This is a genomic window from Cupriavidus sp. 05L310, assembly GCF_056398185.1.
On the sequence record NZ_JBFTOX010000027.1, the window covers coordinates 76,511 to 90,774 of the forward strand.

Below are 14,264 nucleotides of genomic sequence, written 5' to 3' on the forward strand. Positions count from 1 at the left end.
CCGCACCGATAGCGGCGCCCGCCTCGGGCCACATGCTCTACAATCCGCCGACAGTCGGCGCCACCAAGAGCACCAGACCGGCTTCTCGGGCGCGCGTATGCGCCAGGGTCATCCCTACCACGACCAGCACACCAACTTCATGAAAGTCATCTCCTCCATTCACGAGTTGCGGGACCAGTTGCGCGGACAGAACCGGGCGGCCTTCGTGCCGACCATGGGCAACCTGCACGAAGGCCACCTGTCGCTGATGCGCCTGGCGCGCCAGCACGGTGACCCGGTGGTCGCGTCAATCTTCGTCAACCGGCTGCAGTTCGGTCCCAACGAGGATTTCGACAAGTACCCGCGCACGCTGCAGGACGACATCGAGAAGCTGCAGAAGGAAGGCGTGTACGTGCTGTTTGCGCCGACCGAGCGGGACATGTACCCCGAGCCCCAGGAATACCGCGTGGAGCCGCCGCACGACCTCGGCGACATCCTCGAAGGCGAATTCCGCCCCGGCTTCTTCAAAGGTGTCTGCACGGTCGTGATGAAGCTGTTCTCGTGCGCGCAGCCACGCGTGGCGGTATTCGGCAAGAAGGACTACCAGCAGCTGATGATCGTGCGCCGCATGGTGAACCAGTTCGCGCTGCCGATCGACATCGTGCCGGCCGAGACCGTGCGCGCCGAGGACGGCCTGGCCCTGTCCTCGCGCAACCGCTACCTGACGCCCGACGAGCGCACCGAGGCACCGGTGCTCTACAAGACGCTGCATGACGTGCGCAATACCGTTCTGGCCGCCAACAGCGCCAGCGCCGACCTGGCCGCGATCGAGGCTAATGCACAGGCTGCGCTGCAGGCGCGTGGCTGGAAGCCGGACTACATTGCCATCCGCAAGCAGGTAGACCTGCAGCCGCCGACCCGCGAGGAATACGTGGCGGGCGAGCCGCTGGTGATCCTCACGGCAGCCAAGCTGGGGGCTACCCGGCTGATCGACAATCTCGAGATCTGACGCCGGGAGCGGCTGGCGCCGCACCTACCCCGTAGCAAAGAGAAGCGGCCCCAGGGCCGCTTCTCTTTTTGTCGTTCAAGGCCCTGCCGGGGCACCGCCCGTGCAGACCCGGCCCGGTCAGGCGGTCCGTGCCCTGGCGCGTTGCAGCGTCCGGGCCACATGGCGCCGATGCCCGCGCCGCCGCTTCCACCAGATCAGCACTCCGGTCACGGCGAACAGCAGCGGCACCAGCCCGAACACCGAGATAAAGATCCGCCCCGGCAAACCGAAGGCTTCACCGGTATGCAGCGGGTACATCCAGTTGAGGAAGGTATCGCCGGCGGGCGCGGCCATCGGATCGCGCACGCCGAGGCCTTTGCCCGTGTGGGCATCGAGCCAGATCCGGGTGGCGCCGCTGCCCTGGCGGACCTCCCCGGGCTGGCGCACGCGGACCTCGAAGGGATCGCCGGCCTTGCGCGGGAAACTCACCCGCGTGACCTGCGCGGCGGGGTAAAGCGCCTGGGCCGCGCTGACCGCTTGCGCCGCGCCGAGCGGCGGCGTTCCGGCGGGCACAGGCGCCGATGCCGGCTTGCCGGGTGGCGTCACCGTCATCACGCCGGCCACCAGCGGCGTCACCCACTTGGGCAGGTCCAGGTACCAGCCGGAAAACGCCATGGTAGCCAGCACCGGCGCCGCGAAGATGCCGCCCGCGCGGTGCAGCGAATAATTGAAGCGTGACCAGGAGCCGCCGTGCGTGATGCGAAAGGCATGCAACACCGCGCGCGGCTTGAGCTTGGGCCACCACATCGCGACCCCGCAGATCACCATCACCAGCAGCAACATGCCGGCAATGCCGAGAATGGTCCGGCCGGTCTCGCCAGACAGCAGGTAATGGTGCACCTGGAACAAGGTGGGCATCAGCAGCGGGCGCGACAGCCCCGGCTCGCCCCAGACCCGCTCCCCTTTCACCGCCAGCGTGACGGGATCGACCATGACCTGGCGCGAACGGCCGGCATCCGCGCCCTTGAGCGGATACCAGGCCACGAACACCTCGTGCGGCGCGGACGGCAGCATCAGCAACCCGGGACGGCCGTAGCGCGGATCGGCCTGCAGTTTGTCGGTCGCCGCCTGTACCGTCGCCGGCGCGACCGGCAGCGGCACCTCGGCCGAGGCGGTCAGCAATCCGGGGTTGAGCAGCGCATCGAGTTCATCGCGCCAGGCGATGGCGGTGCCGGTCAGGCCCAGCATGACGAACAGCAAACCCAGCGTTAAGCCGATGTAGAGATGAATCTTGACGATGACAACGCGCAGGCGGCCGGTGACCATGGGAGGCAGAGAGCAGATTTGGGGGGGTTATGTATTGCGCATCACAGGCCGGCAACGCATGGATACGTCACGCCAGTAAAAATGAGAATGCGAAAGATTCGCGATTCTATCAGGCGTTACAAGCCCGCGCGCGACGGGAGCAAGACTGTGGCGGGGCCGCACCGGATTGCGGCAGAATGGCGTGCGCGGCCACCGCCGGCCCCGCGTTCCTGCCCTGAAGATGCCCAGATCGATCGAATTGCTGCCCGCCGCGGCCCAAGATGCAGCGCTGATTGCCGGCCTGCACACCCAAAGCTGGCACCACGCCTACCAGGGCCTGTTGCCGGCGGATTACCTGGAACGGGAAGTGCCGGCCGAGCGCCTGCGGGCCTGGCGGGCACGCCTGGTGGATGGCGCCGAGGGGCCGCTGGAGGTCACGCTCGCGCGCGTGGATGGCGAGCCGGCCGGCTTTGCCTGCCTGCAAGCGGAAGCCGAGCCGCAGTTCGGCGTGTACCTGGACAACCTGCATGTGCTGCCGCAATGGCATGGACTGGGCCTCGGCAAGCGCTTGTTCGCGCATTGCGCGCGGCGCGCGGCCAGCGGATGGCCCGGGCAGCCGCTCTTCCTCTATGTGCTGGACAGCAACACCCAGGCGCGCGAGTTCTACCGGCGCCTGGACGGCATCGAAAGCGAACCGTTCGACGATGCGTTTCCCGGCGCCAGCCTTATCGTGGCCGTACGCCGCGTCAGCTGGCCGTCGGTGGACGCCCTGCTCAGGCGGCTGGGCGCTTAGCCAGGGCGGGCTGCTCCAGCCAGCCGATGATGGGCTGCCACTGCTCCCAGTCGCGCGCCACGCGGGATGGCGCCACGTCCCACAAGGTCAGCCCGTGCGCGGCCAGCTGCACGTAGTTCTGCGTATCGCGCAGGAAACCCAGCACCGGCAGCCCCAGCTCCGCGACAAAGCGCTGCAACTGCTCGGCCGCGCGGGTGCGCAGGTCGACCCGCATGCCGATCACGCCAACCTCCACCTCGCCGTGGCGCACGCGCTTGTCGTCCGCCAGGCGAGCGAGGAAATCCTGGGTGGCCAGGATATCGAACAGGGAAGGCTGCAGCGGCACCACCACGCGGTGGGCCAGCTTCATCACGTCGTTGAAGCGCCAGCCGTGCAGGCCGGCCGGGGTGTCGAGCACCACATGGGTGGTGCCCTTGGGCGGACGTGCGATCTGGTCGGAGCTGATGTCCCAGGTGCGGATGGCCGGCGCCGAGGCCGGCCGCAAACCCAGCCAGGCGCGCGAGGATTGCTGGCGGTCCGTATCGCCCAGCATCACGGCATGGCCGGCGCTGGCGAAATAGCCCGCCAGGTTGGTGGCCAGCGTGGTCTTGCCTACGCCGCCTTTGGGATTGGCGATCACGACTACAGGCATGGGTGTCTCCGCAATGGCTTTCCATGGCGGCGCTGCCCTCGGGCGCGCCGCTCCGGGTTCCGCCACGGCCTTGCCGTTTGTCGTAAGCGGGCCCCGGCGGAGCGGACCCGCCTGCGAGTTTAGCAGTTGCCGCGCGCGGGCGGCCCGGCCAGCGGCGAAGTTTGCAAGGGCGCCAGCAAGGTGCCCAGGTCGAGATGCGCGGCGAGCGTGTCGGCCAGCCGCTCCAGCGACGCCTCGCGCAGCGCGGCCAGGTCGACGCCTTCGGCCCGCGCCAGCCCGGCCCAGCGCAGCAGCGCGCCGCAGGCCTCGGGCTGGTCGAACAGGCCGTGGACGTAGGAGGCCAGCACTTGGCCGTCCTCCGACTGCGCGCCGTCCGGGCGCTCGCCTTCGAGCCATAGCGCCGGGCGCGCCAGCGCCGCGCCGGTGGTCACGCCCATATGGATCTCGTAGCCTTGCACGGCTGCCTCGCTGCCGTCCTCCAGGGCCAGCCGGCCGCTCACCACACGCAGCTGCTTGTGCGGCGCCAGGACCGTCTCGTAGTCCAGCAATCCGAAACCTTCGCTGCTGCCGGGCGTGCCCTCGTTGCCGGCCGGGTCGTCCACACGCCGGCCCAACATCTGCATGCCGCCGCAAATGCCGATCACCTTGCCGCCATAGCGCAGATGCCGACGCAGGGCCGGCTCCCAGCCATTGGCGCGCAGGAAGGCCAGATCGGCGCGCACGCTCTTGCTGCCTGGCAGCACGATCAGGTCGGCAGGCGGGATCGGCATGCCAGGGCCGATGAAGCGCAGGTCCACCTGCGGATGCGCGCGCAGCGCATCGAAATCGGTGTGATTGGAAATGCGCGGCAGCACCGGCACGATCACGCGCAGCAGTTCGCCCTGCTTGGCCGCCTGCGAGCCGATGATGGCGTCCTCGGCGTCCAGGTGCAGGCCATGCAGGTAGGGCAGCACGCCCAGCACGGGTTTGCCGGTGCGCGCCTCCAGCCAGTCCAGCCCGGGCTTCAGCAGCGCGATGTCGCCGCGGAAGCGGTTGATGATGAAGCCCTTGATGCGCGCGCGTTCGGATTCCGACAGGCAGTCCAGCGTGCCCACCAGGTGGGCGAACACGCCGCCGCGGTCGATGTCGGCCACCAGCACCACCGGGCAGTCGACCGCTTCGGCAAAACCCATGTTGGCGATGTCGCGGTCGCGCAGGTTGATCTCCGCCGGGCTGCCGGCGCCCTCCACCATGACGACCTCGTAGGCGCTGGCCAGGCGCCGGTGCGAGGCCAGCACCGCCTGCATCGCCACCGGCTTGTAGGCGTGATAGGCGCGCGCATCCAGGTCCAGCCGCGCCTGGCCATGGATGATGATCTGCGCGCCGGTATCGCTGCTGGGTTTGAGCAGCACCGGATTCATGTCCGTATGCGGCGCCAGCCCGGCGGCCAGCGCCTGCAAGGCCTGCGCGCGCCCGATCTCGCCGCCGTCGGCGGTGACCGCGCTGTTGAGCGCCATGTTCTGGGGCTTGAACGGAACCACGCGCACGCCGGCGCGGGCCAGCACCCGGCAAAGGCCTGCCACCAGGGTGCTCTTGCCAGCGTCGGAGGTGGTGCCCTGCACCATCAAGGTACCGCGCAAGCCGCCCGGCAGCGCCTGCGCGGTGGCTTCGGAGAGATTTTTTTGCATCGTGGGATTATCGCATCGGCGTGCTTCCCGGCGGCCCTGCGCGCGCCATCGCGGGCGTGCGATCCATGGATGCGCCCGCTACAATACCCGGATGATCCCGGCACAAGCCTCCGCCACCGCCACCGAGCCCGTCAGCGCAACCAGCCACGCGCCGGCCGGCGAACGCACGCCCCAGGCCGCGACCGCGCCGCACGCCGCGGCGGCGGCCGGCCGCGCACGCCAGCTCACGCTGGTGCTCGGCGGGGCACGGTCGGGCAAGAGCCACTTTGCCGAGCAGATGGCCGCCGACCATGCCGCAGCCACCGGGGGCCCCGTCACCTATATCGCCACCGCGCGCCACGACGACAACAGCGCCGATGAAGAGATGGAGGTGCGCATCGCGCTGCACCGCGCCCGGCGCCCGGCCGAGTGGGGCCTGGTCGAGGCGCCGCTGCACCTTGCCGACGCCTTGTACGCGCACGCGACCCACAATGGCTGCATCCTGGTCGACTGCGTCACGCTCTGGCTCAACAACCTGCTGTTCCTCGACGCCCGCAGTTATCCCGAGCATGGCCTGGTGACGCCGCCGGCCGCCTTCACCGAGGAAATCGACGCGCTGCTGACCGCGTTGCCCACCCTGCCCGGCCACGTCATCCTGGTCTCCAACGAGATCGGCTTCGGCGTGGTGCCGATGGGCGCCATCACCCGCTTCTACGTGGACGAACTGGGCCGCCTGAACCAGAAGCTGGCCGCCGCCGCGGACCGCGTGCGGCTGCTGGTGGCAGGCATTCCCGTCAGCGTGAAAGGCGCCGACCCGGCGTGCTGATGCTGTCTTCGCTGTCCTCGCTGCTTTCGTGGTGGCCGTTTCTCGACTTTACCTGGACCGCCTGCGTGGCCGCCGCCGTAGCCGGCGTGCTGCTTGACCAGTGGCTGGGCGAGCCGCGCCGCTGGCATCCGCTGGTGGGTTTCGGCCGCCTCGCGGCGGCCTTGGAACGCCGCTTGAACCGTGGCGGCGCGCCGCTGCGCCAGCGGCTCACCGGCCTGGCCGCCTGGGCGCTGATGGTGCTGACGCCGGCCGCGCTGGCCGGCATTCTGGTGCATGCCGCCACGCAGTTCAGCGCGGTGCTGGGCTGGCTGTTGCAGGCACTGGCGCTCTACGCCGCGCTGGGCGCGCGCAGCCTGACCCAGCATATCGCGCCGATCGCCGTGGCGCTGGCGCAAGGCAATCTCGCCGATGCGCGCCAGCTCACGGCACGCATCGTCTCGCGCGACACCGCCGACGCGGATGGCGAGGCGCTGGCCCGCGCCGCTTGCGAATCGGCGCTGGAGAATGGCAACGACGCCATCTTTGGCGCCTTGTTCTGGTTCCTGCTGGGCGGCGCGCCGGCGGTGATCGCCTACCGCCTTGCCAATACGCTGGATGCGATGTGGGGCTACCGCACGCCCCGCCTGCTGCATTTCGGCTGGGCCGCCGCGCGCCTGGACGACGTGCTCAACCTGGCGCCTGCCCGCCTCACCGCGCTCTCCTACGCACTGCTCGGACGCACCGTTCAAGCGCTGCGCTGCTGGCGGGCGCAGGCGCCGGCGTGGTCCAGCCCCAATGCGGGCCCGGTGATGGCCGCCGGCGCCGGCGCCGTCGGCGTGGCACTGGGCGGGCCCGCACGCTACCACGGCGAATGGGAGGAGCGTCCGCCGCTTGGCGAGGGACGCGCACCCGGCGCCGCCGATGTGCACGCCTGCCTCCGGCTGGTTCAACGCACGCTCTGGCTATGGCTGGCCGCCGCCGGCGCCAGCGCCGCCCTCCTCCAATACGGCATCGCATGAGTACACCGATCCGCCACGGCGGCGACCTGCTCGCCGCCGTGCGCCGCTACGGCCGGCCAGCCGAAGACTGGCTCGATCTTTCCACCGGCATCAATCCCGACGGCTATCCCGTGCCGGCCCTGCCCGCCGACGCATGGCAACGGCTGCCGCAGGACGGCGACGGCCTGTCGGAGCTGGCGGCGCAGGCTTACTGCGCGCCGCAAGCCCTGCCGGTGGCCGGCTCGCAGGCTGCCATCCGCACCCTGCCGCAATTGCTCAAACCGGGCCGCGTTGGCGTGGCGGCGCAGGGCTACAGCGAATACGCGCCCGCCTTCGCCCGCGCCGGGCATCAGGTGATGCCGCTGGCCGAAGCGGATTTCGCGCGCGGCGACCTTGCCGCGCGGCTCGACCACCTGGTGGTGGTCAACCCCAACAACCCCACCGGGCGCACGCTCACGCAAGACACGCTGCTGTCGTGGCATGCCGATCTGGCGGCGCGCGGCGGCACGCTCCTGCTCGACGAAGCCTTCATGGATTGCACGCCCGCGCTGTCGCTGGCCGCGCGCTCGGATCTCCCCGGCCTGGTAGTCCTGCGCTCGCTCGGCAAGTTCTACGGCCTGGCCGGCGTGCGCTGCGGCTTCGTGCTGGCAGAGCCCGCCTTGCTGGCGGCGCTGGCCGAACAGCTCGGGCACTGGACCGTGGCAGGCCCGGCGCGCGCGGTAGCGCGCCTGGCCCTGGCCGACCACGGCTGGCAGGCCGCCGCGCGCGAGCATCTGCAGCAGGCGGGCAGGCGGCTCGCGGCGATACTGCGCGCGCACGGCCTGGCGCCCGTGAGCCACCCCTTGTTCAGCTGGGTGCCGCGCGCCGACGCGGCGCTGCTGCACGACACGCTTGCGCGGCAAGGCGTATGGACGCGGCTGTTCGACGCACCGGCCAGCGTCGATGCCATGCCAAGCCTGCGGCTGGGATTGCCCCCGGCGCAAGAAGCGGCGTGGCAATGGCTCGACGCGGCGCTGGCATCCGCATGCGCCGCGATGCCCATGGGCATGCATCAAGACGGCTCAACACAGGCACCTTCCCCGACACAACCCCGATGATCCCTTTCCCGATGACTGCCCGTTCCCTGCTGGTCCTGACAACACTGCTGGGCATCGGCGTTTGCGGCAACGCCGGCGCCGCTGTCTCGGTGGTCGACGATGCCGGGCAAACCGTCACGCTGGAACAACCCGCGCGCCGCGTGATCTCGCTGGCGCCACATGTCACCGAGATGCTGTACGCTGCCGGCGGCGGCGCGCGCATCGTCGGCGCCGTGAGCTACAGCGACTACCCGCCGCAGGCACGCGACATCCCGCGCGTAGGCGACAACAAGGCACTGGATCTCGAACGCATCGCCGCGCTCAAGCCGGACCTGATCGTGGTATGGCGCCACGGCAATGCGCAAAAGCAGACCGACCGGCTGCGCGCGCTCGGCCTGCCGCTGTTCTACAGCGAGCCGCGCAAGCTGGAGGGCATTCCCAGCAATATCGAAAGGCTTGGCGTGCTGCTCGGCACCGAATCCACCGCCAACGGCGCCGCCGCCAGCTTCCGCCATCAGGTCGACAAACTGCGCCAGACCTACGCCGCACGGCCGCCGGTAACGGTCTTCTACCAGGTCTGGCAGCAACCGCTGATGACCCTCAGCGGGCAGCACCTGATCAGCGACGTGCTGGCGCTCTGCGGCGGGCGCAACCTGTTCGCCAACGAATCCCTGCTGGTACCGACGGTATCGGTGGAAGCCGTGGTCGCCGGCAATCCCGAGGTGATGATGACCGCCAGCATGGGCGCGACCCGTTCCGACCGCCCGCTGCCCGACTTCGCCATGTGGGAACGCTGGAAACAGGTGACCGCGGTAGCGCGCGGCAACCTGTACGCCATCGACGGCGACCTGGTCAACCGGGCCGGCCCGCGCATCACCCAGGGTGCGGAAGTCGTATGCAAGGACCTGGACAACGCGCGCCGCAAGCGGCCGGCGCAATAGGTAGGACAGGTCCAGGAACGCCCGCCCCATCCCGCCTGCGCGAGAGGGCTGCCATTTGCAGGGGCGAGCCCGCCAAATCAACGATTGGTAGCCGTGTGGAGCGCCCCCAAGGGCGGCCCACACCCCAGCGCAATGCGGAGCGAGCCGTGTAGGTGTACCTGGCCGTATGGGGCGCCTCGGGATCCGGTGAAAAGAGCGGAAAAGAGGGACCCATGTTTGARTATCGCCTTAAGGCGATGCGAGTTTGGGTCCCGGCCGCTCTTTTCGCCGGATCCCGAGGGGGTGTCGCCCCATCCGGCGCGCCTTCTTTGCCTACTTTCTTGGCAAGACAAGAAAGTAGGTCGCCTCCCCGCAGGGGAGGTGAAACTGCACACGCGCCATCGCCTCGGCCACCGTCTCGCCGCCGTGAGGCCTGGCATGCAGCAGATCCGCGGCCCACGCCTCCACCTCCGCGCGCGGCACGGCATCCCACGCACAGCCCTCCCACCTGCCGAAATCCAGCTCACGCAACCGCGCATCGGTCTCGAGCGGCAGCCCGAGGTCCCGCGCCAGCAACGCCGCTGTAGCGCGAGCGCGCGCCATCGTGCTGCTGACGATGCGCTGCGGCACCAGGCCATCGAGCATCGAAAACATGCGAGCGGGTTCGGGTTCCACTGGTTGCGCAAGGGGCAAATCGAGCGCCCCGTAGCAAACGCCCTGCGCAACCTCAGGCCGCGCGTGCCGGATCAGGACCAGGTCCATGCCGCTGCTACGAGATAGATCAACAACTCGGCCAGCTGCTGCGCCATGCCGAGACAATCACCGGTGTAGCCGCCGATACGGCGCACGTAATAACGCCCAAGCAGGAAACGCAGCACCACCAACGCCACCATCACCACGGCGGCAAACGGCAGCGACACCAGCAACAGCGGCAAGGCACCGCACAGCAGCGTGAACACCAGGCCGATGCCCGACAGCCGCTGCGCCACCGGCTTCGCCTTACCCTCGGCGCGCACGTAGTCCAGCGTGGCCAGATAGCTCACCGCCATCGCGCGGCTGGCCGCATGCGCGGCCACCAGCACCAGCAGCAGCTCCACCATGCCGCTACGCGCAGCAATCGCCACCAGCAACTGCCACTTGAGCAGCAGCGCCACCACCAGCGCGATAGCGCCGAACGCGCCAATGCGCGAGTCGTGCATGATGCGTAGCACATCCTCGCGCCGGTAGCCGCCGCCGAAGGCATCGATGCAGTCGGCCAGGCCGTCTTCGTGGAAGGCGCCTGTCACCAGCAGCGTCACTGCCATGCCCAGCAGCAGCGCCACGCCGGGCGGCCACCATTGCAGTGCGCCCCAGCTCGCCAGCGCGCCGAGCGCGCCCACCAGCAGCCCCACCAGCGGGAAATAGCGCGCCGCCGCGTTCAGGTAGTGCGGCGCAAAGCCAACCCAGCGCGGCACGGGCACCCGCGTGAAGTAGCCAACGGCGGTCAGGAAATAGCGGATTTCATCGAGCATGGGCCATTGTGGCAGGATTGCCGCCGCGCTAGGCGGAAGCCGTGCTGACGCCGGCGGCGCCGAAGGTCGCCATCTCGCGCAGGAAGGCCGCGGCCGAGGCCACCAGCGGATAGGCCAGCGCGGCGCCGGTGCCCTCGCCCAGGCGCAGGTCCAGGGCCAGCAGCGGTTCCGCGCCGAAATGCTCGAGCAGCCGGCGATGGCCGTGCTCATGCGAGCAATGCGAAAACACGCAGTACTGCAGCACCTCGGGAGCAAGGCGCTGCGCCACCAGCAGCGCGGCCGAAGCAATAAAGCCGTCGACCAGGATCACCATCCGGCTGGCCGCCGCGGCCAGGAAAGCGCCGGTCATCATGGCGATCTCGAAACCGCCGAATGCCGCGAGTACGTCGAGCGGCTCCACGGCATCGGCATGAAGGGCCAGCGCCTGCGACAGCACAGCCCGCTTGCGTGCCAGGCCGGCATCGTCCAGGCCGGTGCCACGGCCAATGCAATCGTCGATCGGCGTGCCGGTCAGCCGGCTCACCAGGCAAGCGGCCGACGAGGTATTGGCAATGCCCATCTCCCCGAAGCCGATCACGTTGCTGCCCTCTTGCGCGTGGCGCAGCACGCGCGCCATGCCGGCGGTGAGCGCCGCCTGCACCTGCTCCGCGGTCATCGCGCGCTCTTGCGCGAAATTGCGCGTGCCCGCCGCGATGCGGCAGTTGACCAGGCCGGGCGCGGACGGCAGCGGCGCGCGCACGCCGGCGTCCACAACCTCCAGCGCCAGCCCGTGCAGACGCGAGAACACATTGATGGCAGCGCCGCCGGCCAGGAAATTGAGCACCATCTGTGCCGTCACTTCGGCCGGATAGGCGCTCACGCCGGCGTCGGCCACGCCGTGGTCGCCGGCGAACACGATCACGGCCGGTCGCTTGAGTTCAGGCGTGCCGCCGCCGGTGATCAGGCCGATCTGCAGGGCCAGGTCTTCGAGCCGGCCGAGCGCGCCGAGCGGCTTGGTCTTGGCATCGATGGCGGCTTGCAGCGCCGGGCGCAGGGAGGCGTCGAGCGGGGCAATGTAGGGTAATTGCATGATGTTCGTCGCAGTGATTGGCTGAATGACAAATGGCACAAATGCACAAATGGCCGGAGCCTTACATCTCTACGCCGCGCTGCGCCTTGATGCCCTGCTGGAAGGCGTGCTTGACCGGCGTCATGTCGGTCACGGTGTCCGCCGCCTCGATCAGCGCAGGCGGCGCGCCGCGGCCGGTGATCACCACATGCTGCATCGGTGGGCGCGCGCGCAGGTCGGCGATCACGGTGTCGACATCGAGATAATGCAGCTTGAGCGCGATATTGAGTTCGTCCAGCAGCACCAGCCCGACCGACGGGTCGCGCAGCAGCCCGCGCGCCACCTCCCACGCCACCTGGGCCTTGGCCACATCGCGCGCGCGGTCCTGGGTTTCCCAGGTGTAGCCCTCGCCCATCACGTGGAAGGCGCACTGCTCCGGAAAACGCCGCAGGAACAGTTCCTCGCCGCTGGGAATCGCACCCTTGATGAATTGCACCACGCCGGCCTGCATGCCGTGGCCGAGCGCGCGCACCACCATGCCAAAGCCGGAGCTGGACTTGCCCTTGCCGTTGCCGGTGGTGATCACGATGACGCCGCGCTCGTCCTGGGCCGCGGCGATCTTGGCGTCCACGACATCCTTCTTGCGCGCCATGCGCGCCTTGTGGCGTTCGTCGCGGGCGGCGTCTTCGTTCTTGGAGGGGGCGTTGGCCTGGGGTTCAGTCATATTGATTTCCGTCTTGTTCCGGATGAGTGGCGCCGTCGGCAATCAGCGCGGTATGGTGGCCGTCGCTGACACTGACAATCGGCGTGCGCAGCGCGTGCGAGCAATACGCGGGAGTCAGTACTTCCGACGCGGGGCCATGCAGGCAGAGGCCGTCCTCGGCCAGCAGCAAGGCATGGGTCGCGTAGCGCCGCGCCAGGTTGAGGTCGTGCAGGATCACCACGACGGCGTGGCGGCCGGTGCGCGCCAGCCGGGTCAGGGTTTCCAGCACCATGATCTGGTGGCGCAGGTCCAGGTGGGCTGCCGGTTCGTCGAGCAGCAGCAACGGCGCCTGTTGCGCCAGCGTGGCGGCCAGCGAGACGCGCTGGCGTTCGCCGCCGGACAGGGTCAGCACATCGCGCCCGGCCAGCCCGTCGAGATCCAGTTCGCGGATGACCGCGGCGACCACCGCATCGTCCTCGCGGCCGGACCAGCCCCAGCCCGATAGGTGAGGATGGCGGCCCACGGCCACGGCGTCGCGCACCGACATCGAAAAGGTATCGTGCACCGCCTGCGGCAGATAGGCGCGGCGCAACGCCAGCGCGGCCGGCGCGATCTCCAGTGGCGCGCGGCCGTCGAGCAGCACCGCGCCGCCGTCGGGCTTGCGCAGTCCGGCCAGCACCGACATCAGCGTGGACTTGCCGACGCCGTTCGGGCCGACGATGCACCAGAGTTCGCCGGCCTGCATGGTCAGGCTCAGGCCATCGAGCAAGGCGCGTTTGCCAGCGCGCAGCTGCAAGGACTGCAGCACCAGCGGCGGACAAGGCGAGACGGGTTGGTTCCAGCTCGTCATGGGGATCAGCGCGGCCTGCGCAACAGCAAGAAGAGAAAAGTCGGCACGCCCAGCAGCGCCGTGATCACGCCCACCGGCAACTGCGCGGGCGCGATTACCGTGCGCGCCACCAGGTCGGCGGCCATCAGCAGCGCGCCGCCGAGCAAGGCCGAGGCTGGCAACAACAGGCGCTGGTCGTTGCCCCAGGCCAGGCGCACCAGATGCGGCACCACCAGGCCGACAAAGCCGATCGAGCCGGCGGACGTGATGGCCACCGCGATGGCCAGCGAGGCCAGCACGAACACCGACATCCGCACGGCGCCGACGCGCACGCCCAGCGCCTGCGCTACCGTCTCGCCCAGCAGCATCGCATTGAGCGAGCGCGCCAGCGGCATCGCCAGCAGCACGGCCAACGCCAGGGCACCCAGCGCGAGCCCGTAGCTGGCGGTACCGCCAAGATCGCCGGTCAGCCAGAACAACATGCCGCGCAGCCGCGCTTCGGGCGCCACGCTCAGGATCAGGGTAATCAGCGCGCCCCAGCCCGCGGCCAGGATCACGCCGGTGAGAAGCAGGCGCGAGCCGGCCTCATGGTGGCCGCCCTGCACCTGCGGGTGCAGCAGGTCGCGCCGGGCCAGCGTGGCCACCAGCAGCATCGAGAACAGTGCGCCGCCCGCTGCACCGGCCTGCACCGTCCAGAGCGGCCACATCATCAGCATGGCGGTGAGCGCGCCGGTGGCCGCGCCGCCCGAGACGCCCAGCACATAGGGCTCGGCCAGCGGATTGCGCAGCAGCACCTGCATCAGCGCGCCGGTCAGCGCCAGCAGGCCGCCGCAGGCGAAGGCGGCCGCCGCGCGCGGCAGCCGCAGCTCACGCACGATCGCGCCGGCGGTATCGTCGGTGGCGCCTGACAGCGCCTGCCAGACCTGCGTGCCCGACAGCGGCACGCTGCCCACCGCCAGGGACAGCAGGAACACCGCCACGCCGGCGGCGGCAAGCATCAGCCAGACGGCTAGCGCGCGACGCATCTCAGGC

Annotated in this window: 15 protein-coding genes; 6 read left to right on the top strand and 9 right to left on the bottom strand. The window is 69.7% G+C overall.

Annotated elements, in window-relative coordinates; translation table 11 throughout:
* The first annotated feature begins 139 nt into the window (after positions 1 to 139).
* Positions 140 to 988: a pantoate--beta-alanine ligase gene (gene panC / locus AC1DS6_RS20210; protein ID WP_035864067.1), complete on the top strand. Its 849-nt coding sequence runs from the start codon at positions 140 to 142 to the stop codon at positions 986 to 988.
* Between the two features lie 117 nt (positions 989 to 1,105).
* Here the strand turns inward: panC and AC1DS6_RS20215 are convergent, their stop codons facing one another.
* The gene (locus AC1DS6_RS20215) at positions 1,106 to 2,293 is read right to left on the bottom strand and encodes a PepSY-associated TM helix domain-containing protein (protein WP_441635521.1); all 1,188 of its coding nucleotides are present in this window, start codon (positions 2,291 to 2,293) and stop codon (positions 1,106 to 1,108) included.
* Between the two features lie 220 nt (positions 2,294 to 2,513).
* Between AC1DS6_RS20215 and AC1DS6_RS20220 the strand changes: the two genes are divergently transcribed.
* A complete protein-coding gene (locus AC1DS6_RS20220; protein WP_441635519.1) occupies positions 2,514 to 3,065 on the top strand; it encodes a GNAT family N-acetyltransferase in 552 nt (183 codons plus the stop codon).
* Here the strand turns inward: AC1DS6_RS20220 and AC1DS6_RS20225 are convergent.
* Both AC1DS6_RS20225 and AC1DS6_RS20230 read right to left on the bottom strand, forming a co-directional pair.
* Complete coding sequence (locus AC1DS6_RS20225) at positions 3,046 to 3,696, bottom strand: nucleotide-binding protein (RefSeq protein WP_441635517.1); 651 nt, start codon at positions 3,694 to 3,696, stop codon at positions 3,046 to 3,048. The genes AC1DS6_RS20220 and AC1DS6_RS20225 overlap by 20 nt on opposite strands.
* A 119-nt stretch (positions 3,697 to 3,815) precedes the next feature.
* A complete protein-coding gene (locus AC1DS6_RS20230; protein ID WP_441635515.1) occupies positions 3,816 to 5,363 on the bottom strand; it encodes a cobyric acid synthase in 1,548 nt (515 codons plus the stop codon).
* A 91-nt stretch (positions 5,364 to 5,454) separates the two neighbouring features.
* Here AC1DS6_RS20230 and cobU point away from each other — a divergent pair, with 91 nt between their 5' ends.
* From cobU to AC1DS6_RS20250, 4 genes are read left to right on the top strand one after another with little or no spacing between them, the layout of a single operon-like run.
* Positions 5,455 to 6,168, top strand: coding sequence for a bifunctional adenosylcobinamide kinase/adenosylcobinamide-phosphate guanylyltransferase (gene cobU, locus AC1DS6_RS20235; RefSeq protein ID WP_082094698.1), 714 nt, complete (start codon positions 5,455 to 5,457; stop codon positions 6,166 to 6,168).
* Complete coding sequence (gene cbiB, locus AC1DS6_RS20240) at positions 6,168 to 7,166, top strand: adenosylcobinamide-phosphate synthase CbiB (RefSeq protein ID WP_441637592.1); 999 nt, start codon at positions 6,168 to 6,170, stop codon at positions 7,164 to 7,166. The genes cobU and cbiB overlap by 1 nt, the downstream gene beginning before the upstream one ends.
* Positions 7,163 to 8,242, top strand: a complete 1,080-nt coding sequence (cobD, locus tag AC1DS6_RS20245; RefSeq protein ID WP_477102995.1) for a threonine-phosphate decarboxylase CobD — start codon at positions 7,163 to 7,165, stop codon at positions 8,240 to 8,242. The genes cbiB and cobD overlap by 4 nt, the downstream gene beginning before the upstream one ends.
* Positions 8,243 to 8,253: 11 nt before the next feature.
* A complete protein-coding gene (locus tag AC1DS6_RS20250) occupies positions 8,254 to 9,162 on the top strand; it encodes a cobalamin-binding protein (protein WP_441637588.1) in 909 nt (302 codons plus the stop codon).
* A gap of 312 nt (positions 9,163 to 9,474) precedes the next feature.
* Here AC1DS6_RS20250 and AC1DS6_RS20255 read toward each other — a convergent pair whose 3' ends face one another.
* The 6 genes from AC1DS6_RS20255 to AC1DS6_RS20280 all read right to left on the bottom strand — a co-directional run bounded on the left by AC1DS6_RS20255 (position 9,475) and on the right by AC1DS6_RS20280 (position 14,257).
* Positions 9,475 to 9,903, bottom strand: coding sequence for a histidine phosphatase family protein (locus tag AC1DS6_RS20255; RefSeq protein ID WP_477102996.1), 429 nt, complete (start codon positions 9,901 to 9,903; stop codon positions 9,475 to 9,477).
* Positions 9,888 to 10,652 carry an adenosylcobinamide-GDP ribazoletransferase gene (locus tag AC1DS6_RS20260; RefSeq protein WP_441625319.1) on the bottom strand — a complete coding sequence of 255 codons (765 nt, stop codon included), beginning with the start codon at positions 10,650 to 10,652 and terminating at the stop codon, positions 9,888 to 9,890. Before AC1DS6_RS20260 ends, AC1DS6_RS20255 begins: the two co-directional genes overlap by 16 nt.
* A gap of 28 nt (positions 10,653 to 10,680) precedes the next feature.
* Entirely contained in the window at positions 10,681 to 11,721 is a 1,041-nt protein-coding gene (gene cobT / locus AC1DS6_RS20265; RefSeq protein ID WP_441625321.1) for a nicotinate-nucleotide--dimethylbenzimidazole phosphoribosyltransferase, read from the bottom strand.
* Positions 11,722 to 11,782: 61 nt separating this feature from the next.
* Positions 11,783 to 12,424, bottom strand: coding sequence for a cob(I)yrinic acid a,c-diamide adenosyltransferase (gene cobO / locus AC1DS6_RS20270; protein WP_441625323.1), 642 nt, complete (start codon positions 12,422 to 12,424; stop codon positions 11,783 to 11,785).
* Positions 12,417 to 13,253, bottom strand: a complete 837-nt coding sequence (locus AC1DS6_RS20275; protein ID WP_441625325.1) for an ABC transporter ATP-binding protein — start codon at positions 13,251 to 13,253, stop codon at positions 12,417 to 12,419. Before AC1DS6_RS20275 ends, cobO begins: the two co-directional genes overlap by 8 nt.
* A 5-nt stretch (positions 13,254 to 13,258) precedes the next feature.
* Positions 13,259 to 14,257, bottom strand: coding sequence for a FecCD family ABC transporter permease (locus tag AC1DS6_RS20280; RefSeq protein ID WP_441625327.1), 999 nt, complete (start codon positions 14,255 to 14,257; stop codon positions 13,259 to 13,261).
* Between the last annotated feature and the right edge of the window lie 7 nt (positions 14,258 to 14,264).

What these genes read in the sequence shown, in the direction of transcription:
- AC1DS6_RS20250 (WP_441637588.1), top strand. Translation starts at nt 8,254, where the DNA reads ATGACTGCCCGTTCCCTGCTGGTCCTGACAACACTGCTGGGCATCGGC.
- cobT (WP_441625321.1), bottom strand. Translation starts at nt 11,721, where the DNA reads ATGCAATTACCCTACATTGCCCCGCTCGACGCCTCCCTGCGCCCGGCG.
- AC1DS6_RS20280 (WP_441625327.1), bottom strand. Translation starts at nt 14,257, where the DNA reads ATGCGTCGCGCGCTAGCCGTCTGGCTGATGCTTGCCGCCGCCGGCGTG.
- AC1DS6_RS20215 (WP_441635521.1), bottom strand. Translation starts at nt 2,293, where the DNA reads ATGGTCACCGGCCGCCTGCGCGTTGTCATCGTCAAGATTCATCTCTAC.
- AC1DS6_RS20275 (WP_441625325.1), bottom strand. Translation starts at nt 13,253, where the DNA reads ATGACGAGCTGGAACCAACCCGTCTCGCCTTGTCCGCCGCTGGTGCTG.
- AC1DS6_RS20230 (WP_441635515.1), bottom strand. Translation starts at nt 5,363, where the DNA reads ATGCAAAAAAATCTCTCCGAAGCCACCGCGCAGGCGCTGCCGGGCGGC.
- AC1DS6_RS20225 (WP_441635517.1), bottom strand. Translation starts at nt 3,696, where the DNA reads ATGCCTGTAGTCGTGATCGCCAATCCCAAAGGCGGCGTAGGCAAGACC.
- AC1DS6_RS20260 (WP_441625319.1), bottom strand. Translation starts at nt 10,652, where the DNA reads ATGCTCGATGAAATCCGCTATTTCCTGACCGCCGTTGGCTACTTCACG.
- cobO (WP_441625323.1), bottom strand. Translation starts at nt 12,424, where the DNA reads ATGACTGAACCCCAGGCCAACGCCCCCTCCAAGAACGAAGACGCCGCC.
- cobD (WP_477102995.1), top strand. Translation starts at nt 7,163, where the DNA reads ATGAGTACACCGATCCGCCACGGCGGCGACCTGCTCGCCGCCGTGCGC.
- AC1DS6_RS20255 (WP_477102996.1), bottom strand. Translation starts at nt 9,903, where the DNA reads ATGGACCTGGTCCTGATCCGGCACGCGCGGCCTGAGGTTGCGCAGGGC.
- cobU (WP_082094698.1), top strand. Translation starts at nt 5,455, where the DNA reads ATGATCCCGGCACAAGCCTCCGCCACCGCCACCGAGCCCGTCAGCGCA.
- cbiB (WP_441637592.1), top strand. Translation starts at nt 6,168, where the DNA reads ATGCTGTCTTCGCTGTCCTCGCTGCTTTCGTGGTGGCCGTTTCTCGAC.
- AC1DS6_RS20220 (WP_441635519.1), top strand. Translation starts at nt 2,514, where the DNA reads ATGCCCAGATCGATCGAATTGCTGCCCGCCGCGGCCCAAGATGCAGCG.
- panC (WP_035864067.1), top strand. Translation starts at nt 140, where the DNA reads ATGAAAGTCATCTCCTCCATTCACGAGTTGCGGGACCAGTTGCGCGGA.